Origin of the sequence: uncultured Algibacter sp. (genome assembly GCF_963976535.1) — a bacterium.
GTDB lineage: Bacteria > Bacteroidota > Bacteroidia > Flavobacteriales > Flavobacteriaceae > Algibacter_B.
In genome coordinates this window covers 1-17,503 of sequence record NZ_CAXBLF010000062.1, presented here as the reverse complement: position 1 = coordinate 17,503, position 17,503 = coordinate 1, and the positions used below count along the sequence as shown (strand labels likewise).

General features: G+C 32.8%; 14 protein-coding genes. 11 read left to right on the top strand and 3 right to left on the bottom strand.

All coding sequences use genetic code 11. From position 1 onward, the window contains the following. Positions 1–364: 364 nt before the first annotated feature. Positions 365–2,194 carry a T9SS type A sorting domain-containing protein gene (locus tag AAC024_RS13560; RefSeq protein ID WP_339896024.1) on the top strand — a complete coding sequence of 610 codons (1,830 nt, stop codon included), beginning with the start codon at positions 365–367 and terminating at the stop codon, positions 2,192–2,194. Positions 2,195–2,458: 264 nt separating this feature from the next. Here the strand turns inward: AAC024_RS13560 and AAC024_RS13555 are convergent, their stop codons facing one another. Further along, positions 2,459–2,740 carry a hypothetical protein gene (locus AAC024_RS13555; protein WP_339896023.1) on the bottom strand — a complete coding sequence of 94 codons (282 nt, stop codon included), beginning with the start codon at positions 2,738–2,740 and terminating at the stop codon, positions 2,459–2,461. A gap of 223 nt (positions 2,741–2,963) precedes the next feature. On the opposite strand from AAC024_RS13555, the gene AAC024_RS13550 reads away from it, so the two are divergent. The 5 genes from AAC024_RS13550 (at position 2,964) to AAC024_RS13530 (ending at position 7,909) form a co-directional block, all read left to right on the top strand. Then, positions 2,964–3,644: a succinate dehydrogenase cytochrome b subunit gene (locus AAC024_RS13550; protein ID WP_339896022.1), complete on the top strand. Its 681-nt coding sequence runs from the start codon at positions 2,964–2,966 to the stop codon at positions 3,642–3,644. Positions 3,645–3,646: 2 nt separating this feature from the next. Further along, entirely contained in the window at positions 3,647–5,662 is a 2,016-nt protein-coding gene (locus AAC024_RS13545; RefSeq protein ID WP_339896021.1) for a fumarate reductase/succinate dehydrogenase flavoprotein subunit, read from the top strand. Positions 5,663–5,696: 34 nt separating this feature from the next. Next, positions 5,697–6,050: a four helix bundle protein gene (locus AAC024_RS13540; RefSeq protein ID WP_339755359.1), complete on the top strand. Its 354-nt coding sequence runs from the start codon at positions 5,697–5,699 to the stop codon at positions 6,048–6,050. A 103-nt stretch (positions 6,051–6,153) separates the two neighbouring features. Next, positions 6,154–6,897 carry a succinate dehydrogenase/fumarate reductase iron-sulfur subunit gene (locus tag AAC024_RS13535; RefSeq protein ID WP_339896020.1) on the top strand — a complete coding sequence of 248 codons (744 nt, stop codon included), beginning with the start codon at positions 6,154–6,156 and terminating at the stop codon, positions 6,895–6,897. Between the two features lie 94 nt (positions 6,898–6,991). Beyond that, positions 6,992–7,909: a M28 family peptidase gene (locus tag AAC024_RS13530; RefSeq protein ID WP_339896019.1), complete on the top strand. Its 918-nt coding sequence runs from the start codon at positions 6,992–6,994 to the stop codon at positions 7,907–7,909. Positions 7,910–7,997: 88 nt separating this feature from the next. Here AAC024_RS13530 and AAC024_RS13525 read toward each other — a convergent pair whose 3' ends face one another. Further along, positions 7,998–9,551, bottom strand: coding sequence for a M20/M25/M40 family metallo-hydrolase (locus tag AAC024_RS13525; RefSeq protein ID WP_339896018.1), 1,554 nt, complete (start codon positions 9,549–9,551; stop codon positions 7,998–8,000). 104 nt (positions 9,552–9,655) lie between these two features. Continuing rightward, positions 9,656–13,078, bottom strand: coding sequence for a hypothetical protein (locus tag AAC024_RS13520; protein ID WP_339896017.1), 3,423 nt, complete (start codon positions 13,076–13,078; stop codon positions 9,656–9,658). A gap of 318 nt (positions 13,079–13,396) precedes the next feature. On the opposite strand from AAC024_RS13520, the gene AAC024_RS13515 reads away from it, so the two are divergent. The 5 genes from AAC024_RS13515 to AAC024_RS13495 all read left to right on the top strand — a co-directional run bounded on the left by AAC024_RS13515 (position 13,397) and on the right by AAC024_RS13495 (position 17,354). Further along, complete coding sequence (locus tag AAC024_RS13515; RefSeq protein WP_339896016.1) at positions 13,397–14,179, top strand: exodeoxyribonuclease III; 783 nt, start codon at positions 13,397–13,399, stop codon at positions 14,177–14,179. A 26-nt stretch (positions 14,180–14,205) separates the two neighbouring features. Beyond that, positions 14,206–15,162, top strand: coding sequence for an OmpA family protein (locus AAC024_RS13510; protein ID WP_339896025.1), 957 nt, complete (start codon positions 14,206–14,208; stop codon positions 15,160–15,162). Positions 15,163–15,321: 159 nt separating this feature from the next. Further along, positions 15,322–16,353 carry an aldo/keto reductase gene (locus tag AAC024_RS13505; RefSeq protein ID WP_339896015.1) on the top strand — a complete coding sequence of 344 codons (1,032 nt, stop codon included), beginning with the start codon at positions 15,322–15,324 and terminating at the stop codon, positions 16,351–16,353. An 80-nt stretch (positions 16,354–16,433) separates the two neighbouring features. Beyond that, positions 16,434–16,991: a transposase gene (locus AAC024_RS13500; protein WP_339896014.1), complete on the top strand. Its 558-nt coding sequence runs from the start codon at positions 16,434–16,436 to the stop codon at positions 16,989–16,991. 174 nt (positions 16,992–17,165) lie between these two features. Beyond that, positions 17,166–17,354 (top strand): hypothetical protein, encoded by a 189-nt coding sequence (locus AAC024_RS13495; RefSeq protein WP_339896013.1) that lies wholly within the window; start codon positions 17,166–17,168, stop codon positions 17,352–17,354. Positions 17,355–17,503 lie beyond the last annotated feature (149 nt).

The following is a 17,503-nucleotide window of genomic DNA, read 5'->3' as shown; positions in this document are numbered from 1 at the left end:
GTTTCCGATATTGATGTTTTAAACACGTTAACTATAAAATTGCAAAACACATCTAAAGGGATGTATTTTGTAAATATCCATTCTGATAATGCTTTTGTTACTAAAAAGCTTATTGTAGAATAACTTTAAATTACTTCTAAAAAAAGGCATTAATAAACATTTATTATAGCCTTTTTTTGTTATTAAAATTCGACTTTTTGAAGCCTACAAATTATAATTTGTAATAAAAATAATTCAATTCGTAACCTCTTGACGATTTTAACATATCTCAATAGTCTAAAAGCAAAAGCATCCCGTAGATAAAATTAACCATCGTTATCCCTCAATAATCGTGGTGTATTTTAACTATAAAAAAATTGAAGGGATGAAGAAACACGCACTAATTAGTTTGTTATTTTTTTTAGTATTATCTAAATCAATATCTGCACAACTAATGCTTAAAGAAGTATCATTAAGCAAACAAATTGAAAAATCAACTTTAGTATTAGAAGGGAAAGTACTCTCAAAAAAATCTTATTGGGACACAAATCACGAAAAAATATATACGATCAACACCGTAGAAGTATATAAGTTGTTTAAGGGAGAATCTTTACCAATAATTGAAATTATAACACTAGGTGGAGTTGTTGGTATGGACGCTCAAATTGTTTACCCTAGTTTAAAATTAAACATAGATGACATAGGTGTTTTTACTTTATACAATAGCAATTTAGAATTAGAATCTAAAGAGGAATCTAATAAACCAAAATTTAAACCCTACGGGTCATTACAAGGGTTTTATAAATACGATATTAATAGTGATATTGCGGTAAATCAATTTACTTCTAAAAAAGGAATTTCAGATTCTTTTTATAATGAAATAAAGAGCTATACAAAGGCTGATTATATTCAACTAACCAATTTTGATGTTCAAAATAACACCCCAATTTCAAGTAAAACAAGCAATTTACTTCCGGTAACAATCACAAATTTTTCTCCTACAATTTCATCTGCTGGTACAGAATCAGTTTTAGTTATTACAGGTTCTAATTTTGGCACTACAAAGGGTAAAGTAGGTTTTAGTAATGCTGATAATGGAGGTTCGGGTTTTGTAAATGCTCTAGATAGTCAGGTATTAACTTGGACTAATACAAGAATTACTGTTGAAATTCCTTCTGAGGCTGGAACAGGCAAAATTAGAGTAACCAATAATGATGGCAGCCTTTTAACTTCTAGCGACACGCTATTTATTAAATATGCTCAAGCTAATATAGTTTCGGATTATGTGAATTCGGGTGTTAATGTGGCATATAAAACACAACTGATTGATGACAATGGAAGTGGCGGTTATACTTGGCATATGACATCTGGTTTTTCTGAGCTAACTGGAGCAAAAGAAGCTCTTGATAGAGCATTAAAAACTTGGAGTTGTGAGACTCAAATTAATTGGATTTTGAATGAGTCGAACATTATAACAAGTCCTAGTGCACAAAATAAAGCAAATTTAGATGATTTTAATATGTTGGCTTTTGATAACAGTACAAGTACTAATCCAGATGATGATTTACCGGATACCGTTCTTGGATTAAGAACCTCATACTATTCAGCATGTACAGTAACAAAAAATGGTGCACCTAGTTTGGATTGGTATGTAACTGAATTTGATATCATATTTGATGACGAAACCAATTGGAATTATAATTCTCAAAATACAAATAGTACAGAGTATGATTTTGAAAGTGTTGCGCTTCATGAATTAGGCCATTGCAGGCAAATGGATCATATTATTGATACAGACAATGTCATGCATTTTGCCATTGCTAACGGAGAATCATTAAGATTTTTAAATACTGATAATATTGAAGGGGCAAACATGATACAAGAAAATAGCACAGGCCAACCAGTATGCAGTAAGCCTTTAATGACTAATTTTTCAGGGGGTTGTGCTTTAGGTATTGAAGAAGATGAACTAAAAGCGGGTATTAGAGTTTATCCAAACCCAACTAGAGGTGATTTATTCATAAGTAATAATGGAAATATTAATTTAGAGAAGGTTGTTGTTTTTGATGTATCGGGAAGGCTTATAGGTCAGCAAGATATTTCAAATATATATGGTTTAAAAACTATTCATTTAAACAGTGTTTCAAAAGGGATTTATTTTGTCAATATTTATTCAGACACAACATTTATAACTAAAAAAATAACTTTGGAATAAGCAATTATTTGAAAATTAATCAAAAAAGAGGCTGTCTGAAAAGTTTTTCCAGTTGGCAGTTTGAGCATTAACAAGGTCAAAATTTATTTTGAATGAAAGTAGCTAACAAAGTAAGTCGAAAACATTATAATCTTGATTTTCAATGCATTTCGGTTTGCTTCGCAAGGTGCTTTCAATGAAAAAATATTTTCATTTCACCAATGCTCAATGTGACAATTTAATTCAAAATTGACTTTTCAAACCACCTCTTTTTTAATTTAACATTTATTTATTCATGGCTTTTTTTACAAACCCGATTATAGCCATTACAACGCCACCACCTACGCCACCGCCAGCAACACTTCCTAAAATCCCAGATAAGTCCATGCCGCCATCTGTTCCTAGTCCAATCATACCAAGAATGCTACCACCAAGTCCACCACCTAATATTCCCACTATAGAATTCCATAATGTTCCTAATGATAAATTTTTCATAAGCGAGCCAGCAATGTTTCCACCAACAGCACCACTAACTAGTTGAATAATCAAAGGTAAATACGCTTCCATTTTATTATTGTTTAATTAGTTAATAGCAGTAAATTAACAAAATAATCAATTATATCTTAAAAAAAAGAATATTTATTTTTGATATTCTTAATTTATGTGCATAAAAATGAGAATTTAAACTTTCTTTAAAATCATTATAAATAGCAAAAACATGACATTTGTTATTTGTCTAAGAATGTGTTCATAACTACATTTGTGGAAACCTAAAAATAACTTCAAAATAATGGGCGGATTTTTTAAATCTTCGATTGGAAGAAAAGTAGCTATGGCACTTTCGGCTTTTTTCCTCATGTTTTTCTTAATTATACATTTAGCGGTAAATATTACGTCACTTTTTAGTGAAGATCTTTTTAATGAGTTATCTCATTTTATGGGAACAAATCCGTTAATACAATTTGCGCTACAGCCCGTTTTAATATTTGGCGTAGTGTTTCACTTTGTAATGGGCATTATACTTGAGCTTAAAAACAAAAAGGCTAATGGCGTATCCTATGCAAAAAACAATGGTGCTGCAAACTCAACTTGGATGAGTAGAAATATGATTTACAGTGGGCTAGCAATACTAGCATTTATTGTACTTCATTTTATAGATTTCTGGATTCCAGAGTTGAATACCAAATATGTTGTTGGAGACATGTCTGGATTACACAATGGTGAGTTTAGATATTTTCATGAGCTAGTAGAGAAATTTCATAACCACATAAGAACAATTGCTTATGTTATTGCTTTTATATTGTTAGGATTGCATTTAGCACACGGATTTACATCGGCTTTTCAATCAATGGGACTAACCGCAGGCAGAAAGAAAACATTACAAAATATAGGGAAAGCCTATTCAATTATAATTCCGTTAGGGTTTATTCTTATCGCACTTTTTCATCATTTTAAATACGTATTATCATAGATATGGCAACGTTAGATTCAAAAGTACCAAAAGGTCCAATTAAAGATAAATGGACAAATTATAAAGATAAAATCAATCTTGTTAACCCAGCTAACAAACGACATATAGATATTATTGTGGTTGGTACAGGATTGGCTGGCGGTTCTGCTGCTGCAACCTTAGCCGAATTAGGCTATAATGTAAAAGCTTTTGCTTACCAAGATTCACCACGAAGAGCGCATTCAATTGCAGCTCAAGGTGGAATTAATGCGGCAAAAAATTATATGGGAGATGGCGATTCTAATTACCGCCTTTTTTATGATACAGTAAAAGGAGGCGATTATCGTTCTCGTGAAGCGAACGTGTATCGTTTAGCAGAAGTTTCTGGAAATATTATCGATCAATGTGTGGCTCAAGGTGTGCCTTTTGCTCGTGATTATGGTGGATTATTAGACAACCGTTCATTTGGTGGAGTTTTAGTATCTAGAACATTCTACGCTAAAGGACAAACAGGACAGCAACTACTATTAGGGTGTTATTCAGCGATGAATCGTCAAATTGCTCGTGGTAAAATTGAAATGTTCAATCGTCACGAAATGTTAGATGTTGTAAAAGTTGATGGAAAAGCAAGAGGAATTATTGCACGTGATTTAATCACTGGTGAGATAGAACGTCATTCTGCTCATGCTGTCGTTATTGCAACTGGAGGATATGGAAATGTTTATTTCCTTTCAACAAATGCCATGGGAAGTAACGCCACTGCAGCTTGGAAAATCCATAAAAAAGGAGCATATTTCGCAAATCCTTGCTTCACACAAATTCACCCAACATGTATTCCGCGTTCTGGAGATTACCAATCTAAATTAACGTTGATGTCTGAATCATTACGTAATGATGGTAGAATTTGGGTGCCAGCAAAATTAGAAGATGCAAAAGCCATTCAAGAAGGCAAATTAAAACCAACACAAATTGCTGAAGAAGATAGAGATTACTATTTAGAGCGTCGTTATCCTGCCTTTGGTAACTTGGTGCCGCGTGATGTTGCATCGAGGGCTGCAAAAGAGCGTTGTGATGCAGGTTATGGTGTAAATGTAACAGGTGAAGCTGTGTATTTAGATTTTGCCGCGGCTTTTCAACGTTATGGAAAAGAACAGGCTAAAATAAAAGGACTTAAAAACGCTTCGAAAGAAGAAATCATAAAATTAGGGCAAGAAATCATTGAAGAAAAGTACGGAAATTTATTTCAGATGTATGAGAAAATCATTGCTGAAAATCCGTATGAAACTCCAATGATGATATATCCTGCAACGCACTATACAATGGGTGGCGTTTGGGTTGATTACAACTTAATGACTACTGTTGAAGGTTTATATTGTATTGGTGAAGCTAATTTCTCTGACCATGGAGCTAACAGACTTGGAGCTTCTGCTTTAATGCAAGGTTTGGCTGATGGTTATTTTGTACTACCATATACAATAGGTGATTATTTATCAGATGATATTCGTACCGGAAAAATTTCTACTGAGACAAAAGAGTTTGATGAAGTTGAAAAAGAAGTAAAAGATAAAATTGAATTTTTTATCAATAATAAAGGAACAAAAACTGTAGACCATTTCCATAAACGTTTAGGAAAAGTAATGTGGGATAAAGTAGGAATGTCACGTAACGAAAAAGATTTAAAAGAAGCTATGGCTGAAATTAAAGCGATTCGTGAAGAATTCTGGAAAGATGTTATGGTTCCTGGAACTGCTAACGAAATGAATCCTGAATTAGAAAAAGCGGGTCGTGTAGCAGACTTTTTAGAATTAGGAGAGTTATTTGCTAAAGATGCTTTAGTAAGAAACGAATCTTGTGGTGGACACTTTAGAGAGGAATCTGTGGAGTTAGATGGCGAGCAAAAAGGAGAAGCAAAACGTAATGATAAAGATTTTGCTTTCGTATCTGCTTGGGAATATAAAGGAGAACCTGCTGATGCTGTTTTACATAAGGAAGAATTGGAATTTAAAGATATAGAATTAAAACAACGTTCATATAAATAGAATAGAGAATAAAGATAAGAGAGAATAGAAATTGATGGGCTTTAGGAAAAGGCATAATTATAAAAATTTAAAGATTTGGCAATTAGGTCTTGAAATAGCAAATGAAATTTCAGAAGTTTTTCCTAAGCATGAAAGATTTGATTTGTCATCTCAAATAAGTAAATGTTCTGTTTCTATGCCTAGTAATATTGAAGAAGGTTCTGCAAGAACAGATAAATCTTTTTCTCATTTTATTGATATTTCATTAGGATCATCTTTTGAACTTGGAACACAATTATTAGTTGCTCATCATAGAAAATATATTGATGAAACAACTTTGAAGAATTTAGAAAATAAAAATGAAGAATTTCAAAGAATGACTATGGGTTTTCAAAATGGATTGAATTAACAATCTGTTTTCTTTTATCTATTTTCTTTTTTCTAATTCTAAAAGTTGAATTATTATCATAATATTAAAGTTAATTAATTAGCTTTTTTTAAACGAGAATTAAATGAATTTAACACTTAAAATTTGGAGACAAAAGGACTCAGAAGCAAAGGGCCAAATGGTCGATTATAAAGTAACTGATATTTCGGAGCATATGTCTTTTTTAGAAATGTTGGATGTTTTGAACGAGCAATTAGTCAACTCTGGTGAAGAACCTGTTGCATTTGATCATGATTGTCGTGAAGGAATTTGCGGTATGTGCTCATTGTACATTAATGGTGAAGCACATGGTCCAGATAGAGGTATTACAACATGCCAGTTACACATGCGAATGTTTAACGATGGTGATACTATTACTATTGAACCATTTAGAGCTGCTGCATTTCCTGTCATAAAGGATTTGATTGTTGACAGAATGGCGTTTGAACGTATTCAGCATGCAGGTGGTTACATTTCTGTAAATACATCAGGAAACACACAAGATGCAAATTCAACCCCTATTTCAAAACACGCAGCAGATGAAGCTATGGATGCGGCAACCTGTATTGGTTGTGGCGCTTGTGTAGCAACTTGTAAAAATTCTTCAGCTATGTTATTTGTTGGTGCTAAAGTATCGCAATTTGCTTTATTACCACAAGGACAGGTGGAAGCAGCTGACCGTGTGCGAAATATGGTAGCGCAAATGGATTTAGAAGGTTTTGGTAACTGTACCAATACTGGAGCATGTGAGGTTGAATGTCCTAAAGGAATTTCTTTAGATAACATCGCAAGAATGAATCGAGAGTTAATGAAAGCTGCTGTTAAGTAATAAGATTTAATAAAAATATTTAAGCCCACATCAACGCGTTGATGTGGGCTTTGTTATTAAATAAATTAAGTATATTTAATCAGTATTAATATTTATGCATAAAATTCGTTTATTAATTGTTATCTGTTTAACTTTTCAAGTGGCAGCTGTTTTTTCTCAAACAGAACCTAACGAGGGTTCTTTATTTGATGAAATGGCGCTTCTCAAACATGTTAAATCATTATCCTCTGATACATTTGAAGGTAGAAGAACCGGCACAAAAGGTGCTGCCAAATCCCGAAAGTATATAGTTAACCAATTTCACACTTTAAAGGTTGAGCCTTTAGTTAAATCTTTTGAGCAATCATTTTCATTTATTGAAAGGAGAAAAGCATTTGAAGCTGTAAACATATTGGGGTTTATTAAAGGGACAGAGTTTCCTGAAAAATACATAGTTATTAGCGCACATTACGATCATGAAGGTATTAAATATGGGAAAATTTATAACGGTGCTGATGATAATGCTTCAGGAATAAGTGCTTTGTTTGCTTTTGCTGAATATTTTAAAAAGTTTCCGCCAAGGCATTCTGTGATATTGGCTGCATTTGATGGTGAAGAACTAGGTTTGCAAGGTTCTAAACATTTTGTAAAGCATTCAATTGTTTCTTTAAAGAACATTATTCTTAATTTGAATATGGATATGATAAGCCGAAGCGATAAGAAAGAATTGTATGTAGTAGGAACTTCAAAAAACAATAGGTTAAAAGACTTAATTACAAATTCTAAACATTCATACGAAATAAAACTTATTAGAGGCCATGATGGATACGATGGCTTAGACAATTGGATCTATTCTTCTGATCATGCCAATTTTTATAAAAAAGGCATTCCGTTTTTGTATTTTGGTGTTGAAGACCATAAGGACTATCATGAACCTTCAGATGATTATGAAAATATTCAACCAGAGTTTTATACTGAAGCTGTAAAAACTATTATCTCAGTTTTTAAAAAAATAGATGGTTCTAAATTTTAAAAATGTACACATATATAAGGGATAAACCTATTACCGAAGATTAAATCCTTTATAAATTTTATGAGAATAACAAATCAGGCATTAGCTTTTATTCTTTTCTAGGCAATCGCAAATCCATCTCTGCAATTTGATAAACAAGTGCTGCTATTACTGTTGCATTAATCATCATATCACGTTTTGGAACATATTCTAAAACATCTAAATTAGTATGATGTGTTACTGTTTTATAATTTAATTTGTCTTGAATGATTTGAAATCCGGGAATTTTGTAAAAATCAAAAACATCATGGTCTGTAAAATTAGTGTTTTGAATGGTTAGATTATTAACATCTAGATACTTGTATGGTTCTAGCATGTTTTCAAAAATAGGTTTTACCGTTTCATTACCTTGTAAATATATACCTCGCATCTGACCAGCACCATTATCCATATTGATATAGGCTGAAATTTTTTCAACCTCTTTCTTTCTAATCGTTTCATTTACTTTTCCATAGTGCTCTTGCGCATACGCAATTGAACCTAAATATAACTGTTCTTCGCCACCCCAGAGTGCAATTCTAATGGTTCTTTTTGGTTTTAACCCCGTTGCTTTAATAATTCGCATAACTTCCATCATCACCGCAGATCCTGCGCCATTATCTGTTGCTCCAGATGCAGGATGCCAAGAGTCAAAATGTGCCCCAATCATTACAACTTCGTCTTTTAATTTTGGGTCAGAACCTGTAATTTCTGCTATAATATTTACATTGTTTTTAGGATTTAAATACAATTCAGAATCTAAATGAAATTTAATTTTTGGACTAATTCCTCTATCGTTTAAGCGTTTTAATTTTCCGAAATTTTCTGGAGAAATTGCAAAATATGGAATTGGCTTTTCATCACTTTCACGAAAATTATAAGTACCACTTGGATGAATGACTCCGGGAAAAAAAGGCTTAGTTCCTAACATACTTAAGGCGCCTTCAGCCTTTAAGAATTGAAAAAAGGCATCGTCTTTTTTGAGTATCATATTGAAAATAACATCCAAATCTTTTACTAAATCCATATCTCCAGCATTTGATCCTAAAGGATTATTAGGCACAGGCAAAATGGATTTTTCAGCTTCCTGAATTTGTTCTTCAGTATGTCGTGTAGAAAGTGGATCAAATAACATATTTTGTTCAGGAGTTGAACCTATTAAAATGGTTTTTCTTTGTAATTTTCCACTCCATTGTTTTTTTACTTGTTCTAAATCTGAATAGTTTTCAATCCAAATTAAATCACCAATTTGTACACCATTTGAGCTTTCTGTCCATGCATAAGGATAGGCCTGAATTTTCATATAAGCAGGTTCTGTCATTTCTACATTAAATGATTTTACTTCCCAACCCATACAATCGTCACAATAATTTTCAAAATATACCTTATCGACTCCCCAATTCTCCATGGTTTTCTTTGCCCATTCTGCTGCAGCATAATATTGATTTGTTCCTGTTAACCTTGGGCCATAAACATCAGACAAGTCCGAAATTAGACTCATGACTTGCGATTTCTGAAAGCCTTCTGTATTAATTTTAGAAAGTGCTTGAGATCTAGTTTGGCTGTTTGAAGAGAATCCTACTATAAGGAAAGCTGTAATAAGAATTTTAGAAAAGGTTTTCATATTGTAAATTATTAAATCAATTATTTACAATGTAATGAAATTAATATAGAATAAAGGTGCAGAACTAATAACTGAGACAAATAAATTTAAGGGTAAGCCGTTTTCTAAAAATAAGCCTTCAACTGAATAGAACCCGAATGAATCGTTCTACTGGTCTCCGTTTTTCTTCCAAAGTAACTTAAATTCAAATCTAAAAATTTAGTAAGCTTTTTTTGAGCTAATAAACTCCAAGTAAAGTTTTTTCCGGGTTGCAAGCCTTCCAAAATTTGATACGCCACAGGAGTATTTGCATTACCAATATATTCATTAGAGAAGTAATTGAACTCCCCATTAATGGCGCTATTTTGGCTATTTCCTAAGGTAAATGATAGGCCATATTTCTGTTGGTTTAAAGACTCCATATCTCCAATAGTATTGTTTTTACTTGCGTATTGGTAAAATACATCAAAACTAGAGTTATCATTAAATAAATATGAAAGTTTTGGATTGAATCTAGCTTCATCGAAATTGTAATTTTTGCTCGCAAAATTCTCGCTAATACTTTCATTGTTATCAAAAGCAGAAAGCATATTAATTAACCAGTTTTCAGATATTTTATGATTAAAATTAAATTGATGACTTTTTAAACTATTCTCAATAAACCCAACAGATAATACATTCCTTGTCGTGTTATCCAAAAACGTATAAGAGGTTGTGTAACGCTGTTTCCCTCTATTGAAAAATAATACATTTCTAAAGTTTAATTGTAAACCAAGCTGGTCTTCTTCATTAGTATTAAACGGATTTAAATTGAAACTATTACCCTCTCGTTTTATCTTTCTATCGATTAAATAACTGGTTTGGTTATAAAAATGCGACCAGAATTTTTTGGATTTGCCTTCTGAAACCGACCACTGAGAAGGATTGAAAGTAAGCGTTTGACTAAGTCTATTTTGATGCGTTTTTATAAAAACTCGATTTGGTAAAAGCACACGAATAAATCGACCTTGATCTTGAAATTGTGCAATTTCAAACTCTTCAAGTTCTTGAATACCGTTTTCATTGTAATCATTCCATGTATAGGTACCTTGACCAGCTTCAACTTCTACATAAGTAAAATCTTGTTGCGGCAAAGTCCCAGAATTCGTTTCAAAAATGGTATTCCATTGGATTATTTGACTAAAAAGCTTCTGATTGAATTGCAGTCTAGAATTGATGGATTTTTCATCTTCTATATTGGAATCTTCATTTTTTAAAGTTCTATAATTTGCATATAAAGACAAGTTGGTGTTTTTGTTTTTAACAAGTCTAGAGTCAAGATAGAAAGTATTTGAAGTGTTTACTTTTTGCAATTCGTTATTTCTAATACTATCATTTACACGATTTTTGTAACCAAATTCGGTAAAAACTTTAGTGCTATCTCCAATACCTATAAAAACTTCGTAAGATTTAAATTTTTGACTTAAAGGTGTTAATGTTTGTGTTGAAATATCTCTTTGTTCATTATCTTCAATAGCTAGTTTTGTGCCTACCCAAGTTTTTTTCATGCTATAAGTAACCCGATTATAAGACCTTAAAAACGTAGAGATATTTAAGCTGGAATTAGCGTTTAAGAAACTAGAATATGATGAAATATTGAATTTATTTAAAAGTAAATTAGCGTTTGCAATATGTCTGTTACCATTAAAGCCATCAGAAAAATTTAAATACTCAAACTGGTAATTAACAAATCCTTTTTTGGAATGAGTCATTCTAAAACCTGAATTTAGTAGTATTTGATTGCCTAAATTAAGACCTATGCCATTTACCTTATTAAGGTCTAAATTCCAATCTCGGTTAAATTCTGGATTATACAATCCTTCAATATTTCTATAATCAGCGCTTATATAATCGCTATCTATATATGCATCAAAACTCCAAAGACTGTCTTTTTTTATCAGGGTTTGATTAATGTTTATTTTTCCAGCAAACCCATCATTATCATCATCACCTATATTTGAAAACGCGTTTAAATCATTTTTACTACCAGAAACCTCAAAACTAATATTGGTTTTTTCAGAAGGTTTATAACGTCCATTTAAAACAGCTATTTGTAGTTTGGTTGGCGCTACAAGCTGAACAATAGGCGCGTAGTTTCCTTGTAAAACACCTGCATATTCATAAATATTATTAATGGCATTAATGTTACTCAAATTATAATCCCCCTGATTTTCTCCTACAAGCGTGAACGTTACACGATACAATTCGTCATCAGGGTTATTTGAAAACACAAAAGCTTCAACACTGCCAATGAGTTCTTTCTTGTATAAAATTCTGTTGTCATTTAGTTCTTCTCGAATTTCAGACGGAGCAACCATTTGCGATCTGTCATCACCTGCATTCGCTAGAATTTCAACTTGTTCTTCTGAAAGATTTTGTTGTAAAGGTTGGTTTTTAGCATCGTTTTCAGAATATACTGAAACGCCAATGTTAAATTTATCACTTGAATAATTTCCACCTCCGTAGGCAACAAATCTTGAATAATTGCGATCACTAAATTGATAATCAACAGTAATTCGCATTTCTGAGGTAATAGGAAAAGTCGAATTAAAAATTATTTCACCTGCATTATAATCAATGATATAATCTTGGTCTTCGCCACGTTTTACCGGAATACCATTTACATAAACAGTTTCGCTTCCTGAAACGATAAGCACAAACAATTCACCATTAGGTCCTTGCAATTTATAAGGCCCTTGATTACCTTCTTGCGCTATAAACTGAGTGGTTGTAAATTGTCCACGCACAATGGCACCTGCTGCGAATAAATTGGTTCGTGCAACATCTTCACCTAATTTCAAATTGAAATTTAATCCTTGCACGCGTTTCGAAAAACTCGCAAAATAAGAATCCGCATTTACTAAATCAATATCACCTGCACGAACATTCCAATACTCACTAAACAATTCAATAAATACTTGATCAAATTCATCTAAGCGTTGGCTATAACCACTTTCTTGTAACGGAATATTAGCATCTTGAATGGATGCTCTCAGGGAAACCTTATCATTTAGTTTACCTGTAATTTGAAGATCTAATTCACTGTTTAAAACGGAGTTTTGATTATTGCCAACCGTAACACCACGAGAAATACTACCAGATGTTGTTAAACCGTCAAAAGGGATAAAATCATTATTAGCATTGGGTTGCGATAATTTATAAAGCGTTTGATTACCGTCGTTATTTTCAACTATTATATTATCATCTAATTGTTGGTATGTTTTCGTTAAAAACTCTGGAAACTTTAAGTAGTTTATTATGATAGAATCGGTTTCAATAGGTTTTTTAAACGTTAAAGTAGCTTGAGCAAAATCAACAGAATAATATGTTGAATCAATAATTGTATTATCCTTTTTTCTTATAGAAAATGAATTGGAATTGATACTAACACTATCAATTTGAATGGTATTCTTTACTGCAACTTTTTTTGTTTTATAGATAGCATTTTGACTTTGCGAAAAACCGCAAAAGCTAATAAAAACAATAAGGATACATGTAATAAACTTCATCAGATACTTAAACTGCAAATCGTTTAAAATATTTTAGTGAGACCCTATTTTAAGAAGCCTTTAGGGCGCACTTAAAATAGATGGTCGAACTAATCCCGACTTTTTAAGTCGGAATCTCAAGTATTCAACCTATATGTAAAAAAAATAGTTAAATCTCACTTAATTTAATAGTGTAAAAGTAACGCATTATTTATTTTAGCTAAAACAATACCCTTTTTATAAAAAGCGTATTGTTCCGACGGAGGTCAGGATTTCAAAACGAATTAAAAAATAATCATAATAAAAGTTCCCTGTCCTTCGGAGAGGGTTAGGGAGAGGATGAAAATCATATCATATAACGTAAACGGCATTCGTGCAGCAATCAACAAAGGTTTTATTGATTGGTTAAAAGCTGCAAATCCAGATGTTGTTTGTTTGCAAGAAATAAAGGCCATGAAAGAGCAATTAGATTTAAGTCTTTTTGAAGAAGCGGGCTATAAGTACAATTATTGGTTTAGTGCTCAAAAAAAAGGCTATAGTGGCGTGGCTATTTTAAGTAAAACGGAACCTAAGCATATTGAATATGGTACAGGTATAGCGTCTATGGATTTCGAGGGGAGAAACGTTCGTGCCGATTTTCCTGCCCGTTCCGCAGGCGGGGATGGTGTTTCTGTTATGAGTTTGTATTTGCCATCAGGCACAAATGATGCCAGATTAAACCACAAATTGGAATACATGGATATGTTCCAAGATTATATTAATAATCTTAAAAAAGACATTCCAAACCTTGTTATTTGTGGCGATTACAATATTTGTCATGAAGAAATGGATATTCATAATCCTAAAATGAAAGGTGTTTCAGGATTTTTACCCGTTGAACGCGAGTGGATTGGGAGTTTTATTGATAACGGATTTATCGATTCGTTCAGGTTTATAAACCCAGAATTACAGCAATATAGCTGGTGGAGTTATCGCGCTAATTCACGTGCCAATAACAAAGGATGGCGATTAGATTATGCCATGGTATCAAAACCGTTACAAGAAAACATAAAAAGAGCCGTTATACTGTCAGACGCAGTACATAGCGATCATTGTCCTATTCTGGTAGAAATAAAAAATTAAATAAATAATAAATGAACCCAAACAAAATGATTAAAAAAAGTATATTCACAGTATTTACTCTAGTAGTTTTAGCCTCTTGCGTATCGCCAAAAGTGTATAAAGAACTAGAAGCAAAATATGCCGATTTAAAACAAGAAAACAGAACGCTTTCTAAAGATAATGAAACGCTTTTGAGTGCTAAAACAGCAGCCGAAAACGAATTAAAACAATTACAATCAGCCTATGATGAAGCCGTTGAGCAACGCGATAAATTGCAAGCCGATTACAATGCCACAAAATCAAATTACGCTAATTTAAAAGCGTCTTATGATGCTTTAGAGAAAAACAGTTCGGCAGCCATAGCCGCAAATTCACAAAAAAACAGAGAGTTGTTAGCGCAGTTAGAAGCTAAAGAACAAGCCCTAGTAGCAGAAAATGCAAGACTAGCAAAACTTAAAAAAGAGTTAGAAGACCGCTCAAACCGTGTGGCAGAATTAGAACAAGTTATCGCCTCAAAAGATGCCGCAATGACAGCGCTTAAAAATGCCATTTCAAGAGCTTTAACGGATTTTGAAGGTAAAGGATTAACCGTAGAGCAACGCGATGGAAAAGTCTACGTGTCTATGGAAAATAAATTGTTATTCAGCTCAGGAAGTTGGGCCGTGGGTTCAGAAGGAACTAGAGCAGTGAAGCAACTTGGTAACGTTCTTGGCGATAACCCAGATATTGCTGTTTTAATTGAGGGTCACACTGATAATGTGCCTTACACAGGTAACGGAATTTTAACCAGCAACTGGGATTTGTCAACCAAACGTGCTACGGCTATCGTTAATATTTTAAGAGAAAACAACAATATAATTCCTGAAAATTTAACAGCTGCAGGACGTGGCGAATTTGCGCCAATAACCTCTAACGCTTCAAAAGAAGGAAAAGCTAAAAACAGACGCATAGAAGTTATTTTAACACCAAAGTTAGATGAACTTTCTAGGTTGTTAAGCGAGTAATAGCATTAGGGCGTTACCACAAGGGTCGGGCTTTCGGCAGTCGCTCTCTGCGAGGAGCTTCAACAAATGCCTCAATCCCTAACGCATAAAAAACCTATAAAAGCCTTGAAGCTTTTATAGGTTTTTTATCTTTACGCTTCCTCAAAAAAAAAACTATAAATGAAATATTCTACAATTCCGAATACCAATATAAAAGTTAGTAAAATATGCCTAGGCTCTATGACCTGGGGGAACCAAAATACAGAAGCCGAAGGACATCAACAACTAGATTACGCTATAGATCAAGGCGTTAATTTTATTGACACAGCCGAATTATACCCTGTGCCAGCCACTGCAGAAATAAGTGGAAGAACAAGTAAAATTATTGGAACTTGGCTAAATAAAAATGGAAACAGAGATAAAATAGTAATAGGGTCTAAAATTGCAGGATCGGGCGATTATACAGCACATATCCGTACCACAGGATTTAGCCAAAATGCTATTAAAGAAGCCATTGATTCAGAATTAGAAAGATTACAAACCGATTACATTGATTTGTACCAATTACATTGGCCAGAAAGAGATACCAATAGGTTTGGTGTTAGAAGTTTTAAGCTTGACACAAAATGGGAAGATAACTTTAACGAGATACTTCATAGTTTAGATTCTGAAGTTAAATCGGGTAGAATCAGAAGTATAGGGATATCGAATGAGAATTCTTGGGGAACTATGCGTTATTTAGAAGAATCTAAAAACCATAATTTGCCTAGAGTTGCAACAATACAAAATGCATATTCACTATTAACAAGAACCTTTGAAACCGATTTAGCAGAAGTGGCACTAAGAGAACATGTTGGCTTATTAGCCTACTCACCAATGGCTTTTGGTGTATTATCTGGTAAATACATAAAAGGAAATGCAGCTGATAATGCACGGCTTAAATTATTTCCAAGATTTGCCAGATATAGTGGTGAAAAAGCTGAAGAGGCGGTAAAACACTATTTAAGAATAGCAGAAGATAATAGCATGAGTTTAGCACAAATGTCTTTAGCTTTTGTAAACCAGCAGCCTTTTGTAACCAGTACTATTATTGGTGCTACAAATTTAAAACAGCTTAAAGAGAATATTGGGAGTATTCATGTTGTTTTGAGTGATGAAGTTTTAGAACAGATTAATGAGGTTCATAATACGATGCCAAATCCAGCACCTTAAATTTTCCAAAAGGCTACCGCTAAGCTCTTGCTTAGTGGCGGAACAGTGAGCAAAATAAAAGATTTTTGTATTTTAGACTAATGAGTAGAAATTATAAATTCCATAATAAGTCAGGGTTGTACTTTGTGTCGTTTGCTACTGTATATTGGTTAGATGTTTTTACAAGGCAAATTTATTTCGATATATTAACAGAAAGCATAGATTATTGCAGAGTAAAGAAAGGCATGGAATTATATGCATATTGTTTTATGCCAAGTCATGTGCATTTAATTTTTCGGTCTAGTATTGATGAACCCGATGGGTTGTTAAGAGATTTTAAAAGTTATACCGCTAAGAAAATGATTGAAGCTATTGAAACCAATCCGCAAGAAAGCAGAAAAGAATATTTGTTATGGTTTTTTGAACGTGCAGCAAAAAAGAAAAGTAAAAGTTCTAAATATCAATTTTGGCAACATCATAATCAGCCTATAGAATTATGGACAGATTCAGTTATAATACAAAAGATAGACTATATTCATAATAACCCTGTGGAAAGTGGTTTTGTAACTAATCCTGTAGATTGGAAATACTCTAGTGCAAGAAACTTTCAGGATAACCATACTGTTTTAGAGATTGATGGTACTGGGTTTTTGGGTTGAGTTTTTGTTTCTTACTCTTGCCGCCACTAAGCGGAGCTTAGCGGTAGCGAGTAATATTTATAATAATAAGTTTCATAAGCCCACTAAGCAGAGCTTAGCGGTAGCGGGTATTCCTAATCCTGCACCTTAGTGATTTTATTTATTCGATAGAGATTTAAACATAAAGTAAATATAATGGGAAAAAAAAGCAAATTTTTTAGTTCAAACTTTTCTAATATTATTTCAGTATTAGCCTTAATTCTATCATTGTTATTTGGAATTAGACAATGTCAGAACGAAGATAGAATTTTGTCTTTTGAGGAATATAATAATGTTAAAGCCTTAGTAGTTGATAAAGTTGAAACTGAATCGAATAGACAATAGTTAAGTAAATTAACAAATGAAATTTTAATAGAAGTTAGGAAATATAAAAAGGAAGAGAATAAAGAAAATGGTCTTCTTTTGATTAGAAAAATAAGGGGTCACATTAATTTTATGGGGATTAAGCAAAAAGTTTGTGTAATCTAAAGAGG

Coding starts and splice junctions, on each gene's coding strand:
- AAC024_RS13560 (WP_339896024.1), top strand. CDS start 365: ATGAAGAAACACGCACTAATTAGTTTGTTATTTTTTTTAGTATTATCT.
- AAC024_RS13555 (WP_339896023.1), bottom strand. CDS start 2,740: ATGGAAGCGTATTTACCTTTGATTATTCAACTAGTTAGTGGTGCTGTT.
- AAC024_RS13550 (WP_339896022.1), top strand. CDS start 2,964: ATGGGCGGATTTTTTAAATCTTCGATTGGAAGAAAAGTAGCTATGGCA.
- AAC024_RS13545 (WP_339896021.1), top strand. CDS start 3,647: ATGGCAACGTTAGATTCAAAAGTACCAAAAGGTCCAATTAAAGATAAA.
- AAC024_RS13540 (WP_339755359.1), top strand. CDS start 5,697: ATGGGCTTTAGGAAAAGGCATAATTATAAAAATTTAAAGATTTGGCAA.
- AAC024_RS13535 (WP_339896020.1), top strand. CDS start 6,154: ATGAATTTAACACTTAAAATTTGGAGACAAAAGGACTCAGAAGCAAAG.
- AAC024_RS13530 (WP_339896019.1), top strand. CDS start 6,992: ATGCATAAAATTCGTTTATTAATTGTTATCTGTTTAACTTTTCAAGTG.
- AAC024_RS13525 (WP_339896018.1), bottom strand. CDS start 9,551: ATGAAAACCTTTTCTAAAATTCTTATTACAGCTTTCCTTATAGTAGGA.
- AAC024_RS13520 (WP_339896017.1), bottom strand. CDS start 13,078: ATGAAGTTTATTACATGTATCCTTATTGTTTTTATTAGCTTTTGCGGT.
- AAC024_RS13515 (WP_339896016.1), top strand. CDS start 13,397: ATGAAAATCATATCATATAACGTAAACGGCATTCGTGCAGCAATCAAC.
- AAC024_RS13510 (WP_339896025.1), top strand. CDS start 14,206: ATGATTAAAAAAAGTATATTCACAGTATTTACTCTAGTAGTTTTAGCC.
- AAC024_RS13505 (WP_339896015.1), top strand. CDS start 15,322: ATGAAATATTCTACAATTCCGAATACCAATATAAAAGTTAGTAAAATA.
- AAC024_RS13500 (WP_339896014.1), top strand. CDS start 16,434: ATGAGTAGAAATTATAAATTCCATAATAAGTCAGGGTTGTACTTTGTG.
- AAC024_RS13495 (WP_339896013.1), top strand. CDS start 17,166: ATGGGAAAAAAAAGCAAATTTTTTAGTTCAAACTTTTCTAATATTATT.